Consider the following 19,168-nt stretch of genomic DNA (forward strand, 5'->3'; position numbering starts at 1 on the left):
TATATGAATCCAAGGATAGATATATCTTTAAATAAGCTTAAACATAATACAAAAGTAATTTCTGATATGTGTAAAGAAAAAGGGATTCAAATTGCGGCAGTTACAAAGGCATTTTGTGGTATACCAGAAATTGCCCAAGTATTTATAGATGGCGGTGCAAAATATTTAGCGGATTCACGAATAGAGAATTTAAAAAAGCTAAACAACATACCTGTGGAAAAAATAATGCTTAGACTACCTATGATTAGTCAAGCAAAAGAAACAGCTGAATACGCAGATATTAGTTTGAACTCTGAGATTGAAACAATTATAGCTCTAAATGATGCTACTGAAAAACTAAATAAAGTGCATAAAATCATTCTAATGGTAGATTTAGGTGATTTAAGAGAAGGTTTTTTTGATAATAAAGAACTTGAGAGCGCTTTATTGATATTAAAAGATCTTAAAAACATTAAAGTTGTAGGTATAGGATCTAACTTAACTTGCTATGGTGGAGTTATCCCTAATAAAACTAATTTAGGAAAACTTGTTGAATATGGGGAAACTATCGAGCGAGTGTTAGATACCACTCTTGAGATTATTAGTGGAGGTAATTCTAGCAGTATTTACTTATTGGAAGAAGATAGAATACCCGAAAGAATTAATAATTTGCGCTTAGGAGAATCCTTATTATTAGGTAGAGAAAGTGCCTATGGTAATTTTATTACTAATACGTATAATGATGCTTTTAGATTAGTGGCAGAGATCATAGAAATTAAAAACAAGCCATCTATGCCAATAGGGGAAATAGGTATGGACGCATTTGGAAATACACCTATTTTTGAAGATAAAGGTATAAGGAAAAGAGCTATTTTAGCAATAGGAAGACAAGATATAGGAAGCAATAGCATTGAACCTGTAGATGAAAAAATTGAAGTAATAGGGGCAAGTAGTGATCACTTAATTATTGATATTACTGATTGTAATATCAGCTATAAGGTTGGAGATGAAATAACCTTTAACATTGGGTATGGAGCACTTCTATCCTTAATGACAAGTGAGTATATTCATAAAAATATAATTTCCTATTAAAATAAAAAAACATAAGTATATCTAAGTGATATCCTTATGTTTTTTTTATTTGTTTATTCAAAGTATAGTTTAAGACTTTAAAAGAAGTAGTAGTTTAGAAATATTTCAGGTGCGATAGTCTCAGACGACTTTTATGTAATAAAAGTAATTATTTTTAAATACTATTGTAGAAAGGGGGGAGAGTATGATAAAAAATATAGAGATTCAAGTAAAAGATGAAACTTATGAAAGGCTGAAAAGAGAGTCGATTAATTATGATATGGACTTACAAAGCTATATATCAATGCTTATTGAACAAGATTACCATAACATAAGGCAGAACCATAATTATATTGAAGAAAAAGTAAAAAAACCACTTCAGAAAATACTTACTGATCTAGAAACTTCAAATACTTATCATAAAGAAAACAGTAACTTATTTAACAAAGTACTACTACTTCCTTTGAGAAAATATAATAAAGCTTTATCAAAAGAATTTAGTAGAATAATTGAGTATTATAAGAGTAGAGATTTGTATGATGAGGAAAATTTCTATTTAATTACAGATGGAAAACGCATTTTAGGATATATGGGTCTAAATATTAGTGAAGAAGATGCTCCATATGGTAGATATATATTTATTTATGCTTTAAGTTTATATAGAGAGTATCAAAGTATAGGTAATCTTAAATATATTGTAAATTTTGTTCAATCAATTGGAAGACAGAGCCAGTGTTATAGTATAGATATTTTGCTTGAAAATTCTAATGTTACCTATAATCAATTAAATGATTTAGGATTTTTACTTTTTACATCTACAGATATAATAAAAATTAAAGTAGAAACTGATAAAGCTGAAGTTAGTATTTGTAATTTAAAAACAGAGGCCACGGATATTGAAGATTTAGGGGACTTTTTACCTATATGCAGAACAGAACCTTTAAAATCAATGATTAGCCAATGGCAATCAAAAAAAGAAATGATAGAAGTGCATAGAGCTATTTATGAGGATGAAGAAGAAATAGAATTTATATATGTTAGAGAAGATAAAAGTTTTAATAAAACTATGTACAATTGCTTTACATTATTTGTTAGGCCTAAATATTTGTATGATGATAAATATATACATAAAGTTTTATCCGTCTTAGAATTAATTATTTCCGAAAATATAGATAAATATACCAGATCTATAGTTGTGATTCCAAGAACTCTTAATAAAAATTCATCTATTTATAATGAGGATGATGTATTAGATACATTAAATTGGTTAAGAAAAAATAATAGTTAAAACAATAAAGATGAAAAATTAACCGTAAAGGTAGAAATAGGTTAATTTTTCATCTTTTTACTCGAAAACATTTTAAATATTAGCAAGGATTTTTCTATATGATAACTAGTATCATCATTAGAACATAAAGTAGCTGAGTGTGCTCTCTTTGTGCGGTAAGCTCTTCTTGTAATTTAATATTTTCTTCTTGGATCTTTATTATATTATTATTTAGTGTTTCTATCTGAGTACAATCACTTTTATTTTTTTTATCCTTAAGATCCTTAATTTCCTCTTCAAGGTTAACAATAAGATTATTATAAGAATGAATTTCTTGTGTTTTTGATTCTATTTTTTTTTCTAATTCACTTACTTTATTTTTATATTCATCAATTTTTGATAATAATTCTTCATTTTCTTTCGAAGTTATCAAGTTAGCTTCTAGAGCCACCTGCTTATTTAAATATGGTTGTTCATCTTTAGATTTAGGTAGAAATGTACTATTAACTTGTTGGTATGTCATCATCAGTCTCACCTCCAAATCCTAAAAACTTTATATTTGGATATAGACTTCCAAAAACAACATCGCATAATATACTTTCTAGATCATTACTGGAATTTGATATATATCGATAACGCTTAAAATTAAGTTTTCTACTATCTTCATGGATAAAAGACTCAGACCAATTTTTCCCCATATCAATGGAATAACAGGAAACTATTTTACCCACCTCTGTCCAAATAGCCCATAAGATTTCTTTATAATAAACTAATGTTGGAAATGAGCAACTTGATTGATTTGATAATGAAATAGGATTCAAGTCCTCTGATTTAATATCTAATTTATTTGTATCTATGTTTAGATATTGAACAACTAAATGTTCTTCGTCATATTTACTCCAAATAATATGCAAGGTTTTATTATTATCTAATAATCCGTCTATATATATTTTTTTATCTTTAGAATGTGAAAGACTTATAGAATTATCTAACTTCCCAGTTGAAATATTTAGTTTAGTTATAAATATTTGGTCGACACCATTCACTACAGATCCATATAATATAAGGATTTCGTCATCTTTGCTAAAAATTTTAAAAGGATTAAGATAGGAGTGTGAATATACTGTAGTAATATGGTTAGTTTTATAATTTTTATTATCAAAGCTTAGATGAAGCAAATATGCTTTATTCTTTTCACTTGTATATAGTAAATAATAAAATATATGAATTTGATTATTTACATACTTAATCGTTGGATACAAAATTACTTGCTCTGATACTGGATATTGTGCAATTAAATGATTTTGCCACTGTTTATTATTATATTGACTGTAATATAAATTACCATTACTATGGAAGCTAATAATATGTATATTATCTTTATCATCTATCTCTACATAAAAATTCTCGGTTAATTCTGTAATAACTACATATTTTTCTTTCCACTTACCTTTATTATCAGACACTATATATTCAATATGCTTTTGTTCATTTAAATAAAAATCAAAAATTATTCCAAGTTTATTTTTAATTATAAATTCATAACCTGGTATAAAAGCCATAATATCACTTCCTTTAAAATTTTTATTTCAATAGTATGAAAGACAAAATAACACATATATAAAGACTTTTTCATTAAAATATATGCTAAATTACAATAAAAATTACTGTTTACTAGCACCTAAATTAATCCTCCTTCATATTGTACATTAAGTAGGAATTTAAATGTTTTATTTGTTCTTATGAATAATAAGTAAAAGGAGTGAAGATAATGGCAAACAATGAAGATTTAAACAATGGCGTATTACAGATAGATGATGCTTGCTATACAAAAATGCTACTGCAATAGATCAATAGCAAAGCTATTCCCATCCCATACAATTTCATTCACAATTGCTTTTATCATATTTTTTCTTAAATCGTATGGTACATCATCAATAGTGTTTCTGAAATGTATTAATGAATCTCTAAATATCTCAAGATTAAGAGTATCAGCAGCAGTAGTATCCTTTTCAAGTTCTGTTTTCAGTTTATTGTTTTCTTTTTCTAACTTTTCCATTTCAGCTATAATATATTTTGTAATTGTACTACTTTCATTTTCAGATAGCTGCTTAACTAAGTTGTCTATTGATCTTTGATTCTTTTCTATTTGCTTTTCTATAGTCTTGCTTTGTGATTTTCTATTAGATAGTTGTTTTTTCTGTTTATCTATTGACTGTAGTAGTCCGTTATCTATAATATTTTTTAAATCATCAATAATCTGTTCATCTGTTTTTTCTCCGTTGAGATTTTTGCATTGGCACTTTGACCTTTTGGAAATTTGTTTCAAACTACAAGTGTAATAGTAAAGCTTCTCACCAGTATCTTTATTAGTCCGTCCATATTTAATATGCATAGGAGAACCACAAAAACCGCACTTTAATATTCCGGAAAGCATAGCACTTCTGGAAGTTCCGTTTCTTGGTGCTTTTTCTCTATTCTTCTCCATTAACTTTTGCACTTTAATCCAATCCTTACCATCGATAATTCCTTTATGTTTTCCTAAAGATACAATCCATTCGGAGTGGTCTTTATTTCTTATATGGCGATTTTTTTTAATCAACCTTTTATTATATGCCATTATACCTTTAGTACCGTTCCACTTATCTTTGGAAGTGGCTATATTAGCTTCTAAGCTCTCAAAATAATCATACATATATTTATCTCCTTTAGCATAAACAGGGTTTGTTAGAAGGAATTTAAGAGCAGTTTTACCTAAATATTTTCCATTTTTACTCATGAGATCTTCTTGGAATGAATATGCTTCAACTTTAGCAAGGGATTGTAATTCTAAGTATTTTTCAAATACGTGTTTTACAATTTCAAGTTCTCCAGGGATTGCTTTTAGAGTATACATTTTTCTTTCTTTCATATGTTCATCAATATATACAATAGGCTCTGAATCAAATCCAGTAGGAGAATTGCCTCCTAACCATCTTCCAGTGCGTGCTAATTGGTACATATTATCCTTGATTCTTTCTGCGATGGTTTCACGTTCTAATTGTGCGAATACAGATGCAATATATAACATAGCTCTACCCATTGGTGTTGATGTATCAAATTGTTCCCTAACGGATACAAAAGATATATTTTTTTCTTCTAACATTTCTATTGTATTAGCAAAGTCAGATATATTTCTGCTTATACGATCTAATCTGTAGCATATAAGCAAGTTGAACTTACTATTTTCAGCATCTTTGATTAGTTTTTGAAATTGTGGTCTATCAGTATCTCCACCTGAGAACCCTTCATCTTCATATACAAGTATCTCAGAGTTAGGAAAATGATTGTTTATGTACTCTTTGCAAACGGTGATCTGATTTTCTACAGATTCACCTGTACCTGTAAATTTAGATTTTCTTGAATAAATTGCTACTATCATAAAATACCCCCTTATACTAAAAAAGCCCCTTGGGGCTTACTAAAACTTCTCTAAAACAATTAAAGGTTCGAAATAAACTATGTAATTATCTATTGTGTGGCATAGACCGTAAATACCTTTAAAATGGTCAATTGCCATGTCGATAAATTCTTCCGTCACTTCTAAAAATTCAGCTAATTCGTGACGATTCCTAACACCAGCTTTAAAGGCATCTATAAATTGCTCAACTCTAATTAATTTATCTACTGCCCAACGTCTTGCTTTCAGTTCTTGTTTTCTATTTTCTATTTTAGTCTGATCGATTATATTACCAATAGTTGTGTAATGGTGGCCAAGCTCTTCGGCCAGAATGCACGTTTTTTCAGCTACCTTTAAATTTCTATCAATTATTACTTTCCCATTCTTATACAGCCCTTTAAATCCATATTCTAGTGATTTCTCTTTAATTTTCACTTCATATTCTGATTCTATCATTAATCTTTCGTATGTCATCCCCCTTAGGCCTCCTCTAATCGTCATCTTCATCAAATAGCGCATCTATATATTGTTCAAGTAATTTTACTTTCTTAGGGGTTAGGTTCTTTCCTTCTAAGTGTGCTGCTACAGTATCTATTACATGTCTTGTGTTTGAATCGTCCTCTTGGTCTTTTGCTAATGCTTTTTTAAAATCTTCGTATGCTTTGATGTCACCATCAAAGTGTGATGGGATAACCTCATTATATAAATTATAAATATCTAAAAATTCAACAAATGAGTCCATGTTAAATGCCTCGGCTATTTTTTCTTCTAATCTATCATCATCTGGTATACCATTTGTTTCATATTCTAGAACGTCCTTTAACGTTACTCCTAAACTTTCAGCAAGATCTTTTACACTAAGTCCTTGTTTTTCTCTTTCTTCTTTTATAGCTGAGCCTATTTCGTTATTTTCTATTCCCAAAAGGGTATCTGACGATACTCCAAAATAGTTTGCAATTTTAATAATTGTGTTTATATCAGGTTCGCTTGCCCCTGTCTCATACTGTGTATATGTAGTACGGGCAACGCCTAAATAATCTGCTACTTCTTTTTGAGTTACTTTTTTTTCTGTTCTCAATAATTTTAGGTTTTCCATGATTGACCTCCTTATAGTATCTATATATTTATTATATTGTCAAAAAAGTTGACATGCAATAGAATTGTAAAAAATATATGTTTATTATCTTGACATTAATAATAAAATACATTACAATTAAGTCAAGAAATATGACATGAAGGGAGTTGAGAGTCAAGATGAATAACATTAAAGCTTTAAGAATACAGTCTAACTTAACTCAAGAAGATTTAGCTTTAAAACTAAATATATCAAGATCTACTGTTAGTATGTGGGAAACCGGAGAATCACTACCTAGAAGCAGTAAATTACAAGAACTAGCAAAAATTTTAAATTGTAGTATTGATGAGCTTTTTAAAATGAAATAGATAGTACCGGACCAGATGTGTTTTTTCCTGGGAAATTTATTCTAGAGCATGTACATATTGATAAATAGATTACTGAACAACAGTAATAGGACATTCTTTAAAAATCATAAATTAAAACATGGGGGTGTTAGTATGACAAAGTTCACAGTAGGGGGAGTTCCTTGGGAAGAGTTAACGGAGGAACAACGATTACAAGCAAGACAAAGAGCAACTAAAGTAGTGAGTGAGATAGTTACACAGCACGTGCAAAACATGATTGATGAAGGTAAATCTATTGAGGAAATTAAGAAATTTCTAAAAATTGACGAAGAGGATAATTATAAAAATTGATATCTAGTTAGGGGGGCTAAATATGTTTAAATTATCCCGCAGGAAAAGAGGACAAGTGTGCACTTTGATCCGTACTGATGGAATGGAGGCTAGGAAGCATATATTTAGCATCTTAGTTATGGGTGCTGAAAGGTTGACACCAGATGCCTAGACGAAAGAAAAACGCTAGAAAAGTGTACAGGCCTAGGAAATTTAAGAATGTACCAAGGGCAGTAATATTGCCGTTACATAGACATAAAGATGATGGCATTAGTCCAGGTAGATTAGTAGCTATAGCAGAATGGAGGTGTAGTTAGTGATAGAAGAGTACAACCAAGCATTAGAAGATTTAAAAGTAAAGCAATCTATGTAAGGGTTAGCTAGTAAAGAGTATGAAGCTGTAGCTTATCATGAGATGAAAGCAGCAGAGGAAAGAGTAAGAGTGATTATAAGACAAATTAAAGGAGGTGAAAGGTTTGAGAGTAGCAGCTTTTAGTGGTAATATTAAGGATTTTAGATTGTATTTATTAGCAAGAAAAATATATTTAGGGATAGAAAAAGCCCCATTGGCGGCAACCAAGTAGGGGCACATAAAAAACTATTCGATTTTATTATAACACAGAAAGCGAGGTTTTAAACAGTGGAAGATAAAATAGTTGTTACATATTGCGATCATTGTAGTAAGGAAATATATAAAGGTGAGCAAGTAAAACTTTGTGATGGTGGTCATATCGTTCATGAGAAATGTTTACAAGCTTTTGCAATAGAACTAGTGTGTTCAATTACTATTACTGTAGAAGAATTAAAGGAGGATAAATAAATGAATATTACTGTAAATATCAATATTCCAGCTTTAACAGATTTAGCAAAAGCAATTGAAGTCTTAGCTAGTTCCTTAGGAGGAAAAGCAATAGAATTACCAATTAAGAGAGAAACACCAGAGGCTAAAGCTACTAAAACAGAAGTTAAAGAATCTAAAGCAGAGGAAACAAAACCTAAAATAGAAGAGTTAGCAGAAGAAGCAGGAGTAGAAATTTCAGATACTGATATGGCTGACATACCAACAGTAGTAGACCTTAGAGCTAAGGCCCAGGAAAAAGGAAAGACGGCAGAAGGTAAAAAAGCAATAAAAGCTTTACTTGATAAATATGATAGTAAATCAATATCTAATGTTCCTGAAGAAGTGCGAGCAGCATTTATGGCAGATTTAGAGGCCCTATAATGGCAGGTGGACATGCTCTTCTAGGAGCTTCAAAAGCAGATCAGTGGATTAACTGTCCACCTAGTGCAAGACTACAGGAGTCTATACCGGATACTAAAAGTGAATATGCAGAGGAAGGGACAGTAGCCCATGAACTAGCAGAGATTAAGCTTAGTAGAAGTATTACAATCTGTGATTCCAAAGAGAGAAAAAGGCTTGATGCAGAACTTAAAAAGGTCCACAAGAATAGCTTTTATAATACTGAAATGGAGAACTCCATTCAAGAGTATGTGGAATTTGTTGAAGAGCGATTTATGGAAGCTAAATCTAGATCAGAAGATGCAGTAGTGTTATTAGAGGAGAGATTAGATTTTAGCGAATGGGTGCCAGAAGGCTATGGCACAGGAGACGTAGTTATAATATCCGATGGAATCCTAGAAGTTATAGATTTAAAGTATGGTAAAGGTGTTCCTGTTAGTGCAGTAGATAACCCTCAGATTAGACTATATGGACTCGGTGCCTGGGCTAACTATAACTACTTATACGATATACAAGAGATTAGAATGACTATTATGCAGCCTAGACTAGACAATATTAGTAGTGACAGTATTACTGTAGATAACCTTTTAACTTGGGCAGATACAGTTGTAGTTCCAGCTGCTGAGTTAGCTTTTAATGGTGAAGGTGAATATAAAGCAGGTAGCCATTGTCGTTGGTGTAAAGTAAAAGGTAATTGTAGGGCAAGATCTGAGGAGAATATGAAGGCTCTAGAATATGAATTTAAAGACCCAGCGCTACTTTCAAGCGAGGAAATAGGCTCTATTCTTTTTATCGCTGAACAACTAAAAGCTTGGGCTAAAGACGTAGAAGATTATGCCCATAATCAAGCCTTAAATGGTGAGAAAATCCCACAATGGAAGTTAGTTGAGGGTAGAAGTAATCGCAGTCTTACAGATAAGGAAGCTGCTAAAGAAATTCTTAAAGAATCTGGATACAAGGAAGAACAATATCTAAAACCTCAAGACTTACTTAGCTTAGGTGATTTAGAAAAATTAGTAGGTAAAAAGAATTTTAGCACTGTTATGGGTAATCTGATTATAAAACCACCAGGCAAACCTACATTGGTGCCTGAAACAGATAAAAGACCTGAATTAAATAGTATAGAACAAGATTTTGAAAATATTGATATGGAGGAGATATAAATGGCAGATAACAACACAACTAAAGTAATTACAGGAAAGGTGAGACTTTCTTATACAAACATTTTTCAGCCACAATCTATTGATGGTGGAGATGAGAAATATAGCACAGCTATTCTAATACCAAAAAGTGATAAAGAAACTTTAAGAAAAATTAAAGCAGCAGTTGATGCAGCTAAAGAAATCGGAAAAGGTAAATGGGGAGGTAAAATCCCTGCTAACTGCAAAACACCTTTAAGGGACGGAGACGAAGAAAAACCTGAAGATGACGCTTATGCAGGTCATTATTTCTTAAATGCTACTTCAAGAAATAAACCTGGTATCGCAAAGCCAATCGGAAAAGGTGCAGATGGTAAAACTAAATTTCAGGAAATCACAGACAGTACAGAAGTATATAGTGGTTGCTATGCAAAGGTATCGATTAATTTCTATCCATTTGATGCAAAAGGAAATAGGGGTATAGCTGCAGGCTTAACAATGTAGTTAAAGTTCAAGACGGAGAGTTCTTAGGTGGTAGATCTAATGTAAACGATGAGTTTGCAGATGAAGATTTTGATTTAGATGATGATTACGGAGACGATGATGATTTTATGAGTTAAGTAATTGTAAGGGGCATTTAGCCCCTTGATTTTTCAAAGGGGGGAAAAAGTATGACTGTCTTGCAAATAGACTTAGAGACGTATTCTAGTGTAGATCTTATTAAAAGTGGAGTTTATAGATACGTAGAGGCACCGGACTTTGAGATATTGCTGTTTGGCTATGCCTATGATGATGAACCTGTAAAGGTAGTAGATTTAACTGCATTTGAAGATTTACCGGATCGTGTGTTATCTGACCTAGTAAATCCTGATGTTATTAAAACAGCATATAATGCAAACTTTGAACGGACTTGTATTTCTAAGCATTTTGGAATTAAATGCGATCCATCACAATGGCAATGTACATCTGTATGGGCATTAACTTTAGGATTACCTGGGAATCTATCTGATGTAGCAAAAGTATTAAAACTTGATGCTCAAAAGGATATGCGAGGTAAAAACTTAATTAAATATTTTTCTGTGCCTTGTAAACCAACTAAGACTAACGGAAAAAGAACTAGGAACTACCCACACCATGATCCTGAGAAATGGCAACAGTACATAGAGTATAATCTTCAGGACGTTGTGGTAGAAAGAGAAATTAGATGTAAATTAGAGAGATTTCCAGTACCAAAACACGAGTGGAATCTTTGGGCATTGGACCAAAAGATAAATGATTTAGGCGTTAGGCTTGACCCTGTATTAGTTAAACAAGCAATTGCATGTGACGAACAGTATAAGAGTCTACTAATACAAGAAGCTAAAGAATTGACAGGGCTAGATAATCCAAATAGTGACACTCAACTTAAGAATTGGCTAGCGATTCAGGGATTGGAAACTCCTGAAGGTTTAGGAAAAGATATTGTACCTAGCTTATTGGATCAAGCACCTAATGAGGAAGTAAAGAAAATGTTGGAACTTAGAAGAGAAATGGGAAAAACAAGTGTAAGTAAATATAATGCTATGGAGCGGAGTGTATGTGAAGATAGTCGAATAAAAGGTGTATTTCAATTTTGTGGTGCTAATCGTACTTGGAGATGGGCTGGGCGTATTTTTCAACCACAAAACCTACCTCAGAATAAAATTGAAGATTTAGAAATAGCCAGAGAAACTTTGCGTAATGGAGATTTTGATTTATTGGAAATGATGTATGGATCACCACTCTTTATTCTTTCACAGCTTATCAGGACTGCTTTAATTCCATCAGACGGGTGTAGGTTCATAGTATCAGATTTTAGTGCAATAGAGGCTCGTGTTATTGCATGGTTGGCTGATGAAAAATGGGTGTTAGATGTATTTAAAGGTCATGGAAAAATCTATGAGGCTACAGCTGCACAAATGTTTAAGGTACCTATTGAAACTATTGTAAAAGGACATGAAAATTATTCTCTACGTGCTAAAGGAAAAGTAGCTACATTAGCCTGTGGTTATTCAGGCGGACCGCCAGCATTAATAGCCATGGGGGCATTGAAAAGTGGTATACCTGAAGAAGATTTACCAGGCATAATTAAGCAATGGCGTAATGCCAATCCAAACATCGTTAAATTGTGGTATGCTGCTGAAAATGCTGCTATTGAGGCAATACAAAGTAAAACCACAGTGAAGTTAGCACATGGGGTTCAATATAGATTTGAAGCGGGGATTTTATTTGCAGATTTACCTAGTGGGAGAAGTTTAGCCTATGTTAACCCAAGATTAAAATATGACTCCAAATTTAATAAAGACGGAATTGTATTCGATGGTATGGAACAAACAAAGAAAAAGTGGTCTGCAAACCGTACTTATGGCGGCCGACTAGTGGAGAACCTTATCCAAGCAATAGCTAGGGACTGTTTAGCAGAGAGCTTAACTAGGCTAGATAAGGAAGGATATAAGATAGTAATGCATGTACATGACGAGGTAGTACTTGATGTACCTATAGGTACTGGTTCTGTTGAACACGTGACTGCTATTATGGGACAAGAAATAGATTGGGCTAAAGCATTACCACTTAAAGCAGCAGGGTTTGAGTGTGATTTTTATCAGAAAGATTAAAATTTATAATGAATTACCCAAGTGGCAGACACGCTATCTCAAGGGGGTGTGCCTGCCTATATGGAAAGGAGGCTTTAAAATGCACGATATAAAATTGCCAGTACTAGAAAAGAATGATAGATGGTCAGAACACGTTTTGAAATTAACAGAAGAATATAATGAGTTGCTTTGTGCATTCCTTAAAGAAGATAGTATACGGTTTGAAGATGTTATAGAAGAAACATTAGATTTAATTCAAGTTTGTATTGGGATTTTAGACAAGCTTGATACAGATAGACCTGGAATTGTTAGATTATCAGCAATGAAACACATTGAAAAATTACACTCTAGAGGCTGGAAATTTAAGAAATGGCTCTATATAAACGAAGATTAGTGCTGCTAGGAGTCGAAAAGAGGTGAGTATATATGCAAGAATTAGATATAAGCTTTGGAAAACATCGGGCAGATACTAACTGGAAACCCCAATACCTAACATGGGATGAATTTATAGAACTTCTACGAAAAGTACGTAGGACTAATGAAACTATGGCTCAATACGATAAGATGCACAATATTGGTAGAGGGAAAATAAAAGATGGGCCTGCATTTGTAGGTGGATTAGTACGAGGCGGTAGAAGGAAAAAAGAAAATATAGATACACGAAGCCTGATAACACTTGATGCAGATCACGCTGACGAAGATTTCCTATTCGCTGTAGAATTGGTGCTAGGAGGGTCAGCTTATGCTGTCTACTCCACCCACAGCCATAGATCTGATAAGCCTAAATACAGACTGATTATACCTACAGATCGTGCTATGAGTCCTGACGAGTATGCTGCAGTTAGTAGAAAGGTAGCAGAAAATATAAGTATGGAGTACTTCGATAAAACTACTTTTGATGTTCACAGGCTTATGTATTTACCAAGCTGTAGTAAAGATGCGGAGCCTTTACTTGAGATATCAGAAGGAGATTATTTAGAAGTAGATAGTATTTTAGGAGAGTATGATGATTGGCAAGATCCATTATCGTGGCCACGACATGAAAGCGATAAAGTACAAAGACAAACATCTAAACGCATGGAAGATCCTAGAGCTAAAAATGGAGTAGTAGGGGCATTTTGTAGATGTTATTCCATTAGTGAGGCAATAGAGAAGTTTCTCCCAGGTATATATGAGCCTGTAGATGATAGTTTAAATAGATATACCTATGTAGGCGCTAGTAGCCACGGAGGATTAGTTATTTACGATGAAGATACTTTTGCCTATAGTCACCATGAGAGTGATCCCTGTGGAGGTAGGGAGGTAAATTCATTCGATTTAGTTAGGCTTCATAAGTTTGGTAAATTGGATGATAAAGCTAGTGAGAAAACTAATATTACTAAACTACCTAGTTATGTAGCTATGTTAGCTTTTGCATCTAGCGATGGAAAAGTAAAGCGGAATAGATTATCAGAGTTATCTGAGGACTTTGCTGATATTGAAACTGATGAAGAAGAGGAAGACGATTGGATAAGTAAACTTAAAGTAAATGAGAAAACGGGTCTACCTTTGTCTACTTCAAAGAATGCAGAAATAATTTTAAGTCATGGCCCTTTTAAAGGGGTATTAGCTTATGATGCCTTTGGTAACACAGAGGTTATAAGAGACGATTTGCCCTGGCGAAAGAGGGAAAGGCCTTATGAGGATTATGAGCCTTGGCTTGGAGCAGACGATAGGAGAATGGAACACTATTTTGGTAAAAACTATGAATTTAAATCAAGTAGTACGATAAAAAATGCTTTTACAGAAGTAGCGCACATGAATAAATTTCATCCAATTATTGATTATTTAGAAGCTCAGCAGTGGGACGGAATTTCAAGATTAGAGTCTTTATTTATAGATTATCTAGGAGCTGAAGATTCTCTTTATATAAGAGAAGTTACTAGAAAAATGTTTGTAGCAGCTGTTAAAAGATTATATGAGCCTGGTTGTAAGTTTGACTATATGATGGTACTAGTTGGGCCACAAGGCTGCGGTAAAAGTACAATTATTCAAATGTTAGCAAGGAATTGGTTCAGTGATTCTCTAAAAACCTTTGATACTAAAGATGCTGGAGAGCATTTACAGTCAGCTTGGATTTTTGAATTTGGTGAATTAGCAGGAATGACAAAAACAGAAGTTGATGAGATTAAACAGTTTATTACAAAAAGATCTGATAAATATAGAGTTGCCTATGACCGGGTGGTTACAGATTTTCCTAGAAAATGCGTTTTCTTTGGAACTACAAACAACTGGAACTTCTTAAAGGACCCTACAGGGAATCGTAGGTTTTGGCCCGTAAATGTTGATCCTGCAAAAAGGACGAAAAGTATTTTTGAAGATTTAACAGAATACGATATTGGCCAGATGTGGGCGGAAACTTTAGAGGCATATAAAGCTGGAGAAAGCCTAATTTTATCCCCTGAGGTAGACAAGGAAGCAGCTAAAATACAAGGATTGCATATGGAAGATGATCCTAGGGTAGGATTGATACAAGAATGGCTAGAAACTCCAATAGAAGACGATATGGGCCAAAGTACAGGGCAATTAAGAACTAGAGTATGTGCATCTCAAGTATGGGCCGAGTGTCTTCACAATAAAACGAGTTCTATTAGACCTTGGGAAGCAAGAGAAATCAGTGATATTCTACGTAGAATTCCAGGATGGAAAGAACGTAAAACTAGAGCGAGAATACCTGGTTATGGAGCGCAAAATGTATTTGAAAGAGTGTAGCAGAAAGAGAATTTTTACTAGCACACGTCTAACACATCAAACACACCGCTGTGTTTAATGTTGCAGTACATGTAGCAGTAAATGGCATATGGTTAAACACAGACCATGTGTAGTAATACCAAAGTATATAGTGCTGTTGTGTTTAATGTGTTAGTAAAATTACTATTAAAGATAAATAGTAAATAGCATAGGGAATATAAAAAAAGTAATTTGTATGCTAGTGTATGCTAAATAGAAATAATCTTAATACGCATGCGTGTGAGGAACATTAGCACAAATTTAAATTGTGAGGTAAGAATAAAAATGCGAGAATCTAGAATTGAAAAAGAGTTAGTAAATAGAGTTAAAGCTATAGGTGGACTAGCATGGAAATTTGTTTCACCTGGTACGTCAGGAGTGCCGGATAGGATTGTGATACTTCCAGACGGACAAACGATATACGTAGAACTAAAACGACCAGGAGCTAAACCAGAACCATTACAGTTAAAACGTCATAAAGAACTAAGAAATAGAGGGCATAAAGTCTTTGTTATAGATAGCCTTGAAGGCGTAAAAAGTTTTATTCAGGAGGTGATGCCAAAATGAAGTTCATTCCACACCAATACCAGGAATACGCCACACAGCGTATCCTGGATACAAATTACATAGCCTTGTTGCTGGAAATGGGCTTAGGTTGACAAAACCGTAAGTACTCTAACAGCCATAGACCTTTTACTTAACGATTATTTTGATGCTTCTAAGGTATTAGTAATTGCACCATTAAGAGTGGCAGATGATACTTGGGCCAGAGAAGTAGAGAAATGGGATCATCTTAAACATTTAAAGATTAGTAAGGTTTTGGGAAGTGCTACAACCAGAAGAAAAGCCTTAAAAGCTGAAGCTGATATATACGTGATAAATAGGGAAAATGTAGAATGGCTTGTCAGTGAATATGGCAGTGAGTGGCCCTTCGATACAGTAGTAATCGATGAACTTTCAAGTTTTAAAAATCATCAGTCAAAGCGATTTAGAGCACTTCGACGAGTTAGGCCAATGATGAAAAGAGTAATCGGACTTACAGGAACACCGGCACCAAATGGGCTTATAGACTTATGGCCACAAATATACCTGTTAGACCAGGGTGAAAGATTAGGCAAAACAATTACAAGCTATAGGGATCGATATTTTGTACCAGGAGAAAGAGACGGCTACGTAGTTTACAAGTGGAAACAGAAACAAGAATCAGAGCAGCGAATCTACGAAGCTATTTCAGATATAGCGGTATCTATGAAAGCTGAAGATTGGCTTGACCTTCCAGAGAGGATAGACCATACAGTGCATGTTAAATTAAATGATAAAGCAAAAGAGCAATATAAAAAACTTGAAAAAGAGTTGCTGCTTCCATTCCAGGACGCAGACGTAGTAGCTTCTACAGCAGCAGTACTATCTAATAAATTACTTCAAATGGCCAGTGGAGCTGTATATGACGAAGAGAGAGGCGTGAAGCTAATCCACGACGCAAAACTTGATGCGTTGGAAGATATTATAGAGGCTGCCAATGGAAAACCGGTAATGGTATTTTATAATTTCAAACATAGTTTATCACGGATTCAAGAACGTTTTCCGAAAGCTAGAATACTGAGAAAAGGCAAAGATGGGAACGAAGATATTAGGACTTGGAATAATGACGAGATCCCAATTCTACTACTTCATCCAAAATCAGCCGGCCATGGGCTAAATCTTCAAGAATCTAGCTGCCAGACAGTAGTATGGTACGATCAGATATGGAGCTTAGAAGAAGATCAACAAGCTAATGCAAGAGTACACAGACAAGGACAGAAACACCGTATATTTATTATGAGATTGGTAGCTGAAGGAACTATGGACGAAGAAGCAGTAGCAGCACTAGATCGAAAAGCATCAGGACAAGATGCATTAATGGTAGCAGTAAAAGCTAGAATAGAGAAACTTAAAAAGGGGGCATAAAGGTGAAAAATTCAGAAATGACTAAATTAGTAAAAGAAGCTATAAAAGAATTTAAGATAGAGAATCAAAAGCAAGAGAAAAAACAAGTTTACCATAATACTAGATTGCTACTTAGGCATTACAATGATTTACAAGAGCATATACTAGACGCTGTAGACAATATAAATCAAATGGAATGTGATATAGATATCCATGAGTTAAACGAGGACGACCTATATATTTTAAGTATTAAACAGTCAAAAGTAAAAACATTAATTATGTTAGCACATATTGATGTATCGTTAGAGAAATTAAAGCAGAAACAGATAAAATTAGGTACTGTTGAAAAGTATCGAGCATTAGAAATGTTTTATTTTCAAGGTAAAACTTACGAACAAATTCAAGAGGAATTGCATTGTGGTTTAGGTACACCTGGAAGATGGGTAAATCAAATGGTTAATCAACTTAGTATTTATTTATTTGGGATTGATGGATTAAAGCAGATGCTAAAATAGTGCTAAAAAGATGCTATTTTTATACTAAGGTAAATGTGTTAATATGGTACTAAGGAAAACTATATAAAGCAGCCATGATTACGAGAGAACCTCCTTTCAAGATTATTAGAAAACCCTATTAGGTGCGAAATCCTGCTAGGGTTTTTATGTTTGATAATGTTATTTCATTATGATTGCATAAAAAGTAATCAAAATGTAATCAAAAAGACATCAAAAAGTAACTAAAATGTAAGTCAAACCTAGTATAATGGCATTATAGAAAATTATAACTTAGAAAGAAAATGTTTCCTCCCCTTTATTTAACCTCACTGGGACTCGCTCAGTGGGGTTTTTTATTACTCAAAATTAAGGCTAATAAGAGAGCATAAAACAACATTTAAGGTGGGACGAACTACTATCTAACAATCACCATATGGTAAAAAATATCATATTCGACATAATCAGTCTGTTTTTGCTATGGACAAAAAGTTTTACTTGCATTACCATAGTATATATAAAGTATTTACAAATATACCATAATGATATATATTTGTAAAAATTTTATAATTGTGTACTTGTCATTTAAGTGATATTTATCACCTAAATAAACTAACCCTCAAATCAATGCATCTCTGGACAAGCTGACATTGACTCGAGGGTAGAGCACCTTTACACAAAATGGCAAAAGTTATCTCTATTATATACCATATTAGGATATTTGTGAAGGTAGCATTAATAAAAGGGGGATAGAAGAAGTTATTTTCATGTCCTAAAATAATAATAATATGAGGTGAAATTATGAAAAAAAGATTAATGATTACGACTTTTATTGTTTTAATATGTGGATTAACATTCGCATCAGCAGCTAGTATCAAATGGAGTGAATCTGGAGAATGGGTTGATGCAAATTCAATTAACGATACTATGCCAGCTTTTTTATTTGATGCAACAGGTCATGGATTTGATATTTTTGGTGTATGTTCTTCAGTAGATAAAGAAGACTGGTATCAAATTAGAACAGAAGTAAATGGCATATTTAATATTGAATTAGATTTGGCGGATACTAATTTAGACGCAGATGTGTACCTTGTTCGTCCAGATGGAACAGTTATGTATCCAGGATATCCTAGTGGAACTAGTAAATTGTTAACAAATATATATATACCTACAAATCAGAATTGGATGATTAAGGTAGTTTATAAAAGTGGAATACCTAAAAAACCATATGAATTGTGGGTTGGATTGAGTCCAGCTTCTTATAAATCATATTCAGAAGTTATAAATTTAGAAGATGTACCACAAAATCTATTGCCTGTAAAATAATAGAATAATAGATAGCAAGTCTATGAATGACTTTATGTTTTACAATACATAATAAATTTTATTTGCTCAAAAAATATAATAAGAAAATAACTCAACTAAAGAGTTAGTAAAATATAGATATAATTATAAGAATTAAGAGCCAACAGGCTCTTTTCTT

20 protein-coding genes and 1 pseudogene are annotated in these 19,168 nt (G+C 33.0%); 16 read left to right on the top strand and 5 right to left on the bottom strand.

Features of this window, described 5'->3' with window-relative positions; all coding sequences use genetic code 11:
• Positions 1-3 precede the first annotated feature (3 nt).
• Positions 4-1,071, top strand: a complete 1,068-nt coding sequence (gene orr / locus KQI88_RS15770) for an ornithine racemase Orr (RefSeq protein WP_216418957.1) — start codon at positions 4-6, stop codon at positions 1,069-1,071.
• A gap of 184 nt (positions 1,072-1,255) precedes the next feature.
• Positions 1,256-2,338, top strand: a complete 1,083-nt coding sequence (locus KQI88_RS15775) for a hypothetical protein (RefSeq protein ID WP_216418960.1) — start codon at positions 1,256-1,258, stop codon at positions 2,336-2,338.
• 94 nt (positions 2,339-2,432) lie between these two features.
• On the opposite strand, the gene KQI88_RS15780 is transcribed toward KQI88_RS15775, so the two are convergent.
• From KQI88_RS15780 to KQI88_RS15800, 5 genes are all read right to left on the bottom strand, one after another.
• Positions 2,433-2,843, bottom strand: coding sequence for a coiled-coil domain-containing protein (locus KQI88_RS15780; RefSeq protein WP_216418962.1), 411 nt, complete (start codon positions 2,841-2,843; stop codon positions 2,433-2,435).
• Positions 2,821-3,879, bottom strand: coding sequence for a hypothetical protein (locus tag KQI88_RS15785; RefSeq protein WP_216418964.1), 1,059 nt, complete (start codon positions 3,877-3,879; stop codon positions 2,821-2,823). The genes KQI88_RS15780 and KQI88_RS15785 overlap by 23 nt, the downstream gene beginning before the upstream one ends.
• Before the next feature lie 275 nt (positions 3,880-4,154).
• The gene (locus KQI88_RS15790) at positions 4,155-5,738 is read right to left on the bottom strand and encodes a recombinase family protein (protein WP_216418965.1); all 1,584 of its coding nucleotides are present in this window, start codon (positions 5,736-5,738) and stop codon (positions 4,155-4,157) included.
• Between the two features lie 39 nt (positions 5,739-5,777).
• Positions 5,778-6,230: an ImmA/IrrE family metallo-endopeptidase gene (locus KQI88_RS15795; protein ID WP_216418967.1), complete on the bottom strand. Its 453-nt coding sequence runs from the start codon at positions 6,228-6,230 to the stop codon at positions 5,778-5,780.
• Positions 6,231-6,246: 16 nt separating this feature from the next.
• On the bottom strand, positions 6,247-6,852 hold the full coding sequence (locus KQI88_RS15800) for a helix-turn-helix domain-containing protein (protein ID WP_216418969.1): 606 nt from the start codon (positions 6,850-6,852) through the stop codon (positions 6,247-6,249).
• A gap of 158 nt (positions 6,853-7,010) precedes the next feature.
• Between KQI88_RS15800 and KQI88_RS15805 the strand changes: the two genes are divergently transcribed.
• The 14 genes and pseudogenes from KQI88_RS15805 (at position 7,011) to KQI88_RS15870 (ending at position 19,011) form a co-directional block, all read left to right on the top strand.
• A complete protein-coding gene (locus KQI88_RS15805) occupies positions 7,011-7,199 on the top strand; it encodes a helix-turn-helix transcriptional regulator (protein WP_216418971.1) in 189 nt (62 codons plus the stop codon).
• A gap of 132 nt (positions 7,200-7,331) precedes the next feature.
• Complete coding sequence (locus KQI88_RS15810) at positions 7,332-7,529, top strand: hypothetical protein (protein ID WP_216418973.1); 198 nt, start codon at positions 7,332-7,334, stop codon at positions 7,527-7,529.
• A 143-nt stretch (positions 7,530-7,672) separates the two neighbouring features.
• Entirely contained in the window at positions 7,673-7,825 is a 153-nt protein-coding gene (locus KQI88_RS15815) for a hypothetical protein (RefSeq protein WP_216418974.1), read from the top strand.
• A 323-nt stretch (positions 7,826-8,148) separates the two neighbouring features.
• Positions 8,149-8,328, top strand: coding sequence for a hypothetical protein (locus KQI88_RS15820; protein WP_216418976.1), 180 nt, complete (start codon positions 8,149-8,151; stop codon positions 8,326-8,328).
• Complete coding sequence (locus KQI88_RS15825; protein WP_216418978.1) at positions 8,329-8,730, top strand: hypothetical protein; 402 nt, start codon at positions 8,329-8,331, stop codon at positions 8,728-8,730.
• Positions 8,730-9,911, top strand: a complete 1,182-nt coding sequence (locus tag KQI88_RS15830; protein WP_216418980.1) for a DUF2800 domain-containing protein — start codon at positions 8,730-8,732, stop codon at positions 9,909-9,911. The genes KQI88_RS15825 and KQI88_RS15830 overlap by 1 nt, the downstream gene beginning before the upstream one ends.
• Positions 9,912-10,507 (top strand): annotated as a pseudogene (locus tag KQI88_RS15835) (DUF2815 family protein).
• Between the two features lie 51 nt (positions 10,508-10,558).
• The gene (locus KQI88_RS15840; protein WP_216418981.1) at positions 10,559-12,520 is read left to right on the top strand and encodes a DNA polymerase; all 1,962 of its coding nucleotides are present in this window, start codon (positions 10,559-10,561) and stop codon (positions 12,518-12,520) included.
• Positions 12,521-12,599: 79 nt separating this feature from the next.
• The gene (locus KQI88_RS15845) at positions 12,600-12,893 is read left to right on the top strand and encodes a nucleoside triphosphate pyrophosphohydrolase family protein (RefSeq protein WP_216418983.1); all 294 of its coding nucleotides are present in this window, start codon (positions 12,600-12,602) and stop codon (positions 12,891-12,893) included.
• 32 nt (positions 12,894-12,925) lie between these two features.
• A complete protein-coding gene (locus tag KQI88_RS15850) occupies positions 12,926-15,250 on the top strand; it encodes a virulence-associated E family protein (RefSeq protein WP_216418985.1) in 2,325 nt (774 codons plus the stop codon).
• Between the two features lie 303 nt (positions 15,251-15,553).
• The gene (locus tag KQI88_RS15855; RefSeq protein ID WP_216418987.1) at positions 15,554-15,835 is read left to right on the top strand and encodes a PDDEXK family nuclease; all 282 of its coding nucleotides are present in this window, start codon (positions 15,554-15,556) and stop codon (positions 15,833-15,835) included.
• A 117-nt stretch (positions 15,836-15,952) separates the two neighbouring features.
• The gene (locus KQI88_RS15860; RefSeq protein WP_216419191.1) at positions 15,953-17,215 is read left to right on the top strand and encodes an SNF2-related protein; all 1,263 of its coding nucleotides are present in this window, start codon (positions 15,953-15,955) and stop codon (positions 17,213-17,215) included.
• Positions 17,216-17,217: 2 nt separating this feature from the next.
• Positions 17,218-17,709 carry a hypothetical protein gene (locus KQI88_RS15865; RefSeq protein WP_330656253.1) on the top strand — a complete coding sequence of 164 codons (492 nt, stop codon included), beginning with the start codon at positions 17,218-17,220 and terminating at the stop codon, positions 17,707-17,709.
• Positions 17,710-18,486: 777 nt separating this feature from the next.
• A complete protein-coding gene (locus KQI88_RS15870; protein WP_216418988.1) occupies positions 18,487-19,011 on the top strand; it encodes a hypothetical protein in 525 nt (174 codons plus the stop codon).
• Positions 19,012-19,168: the final 157 nt, after the last annotated feature.

The sequence above is a fragment of the Alkaliphilus flagellatus genome (genome assembly GCF_018919215.1).
Lineage (GTDB): Bacteria > Bacillota > Clostridia > Peptostreptococcales > Natronincolaceae > Alkaliphilus_B > Alkaliphilus_B flagellatus.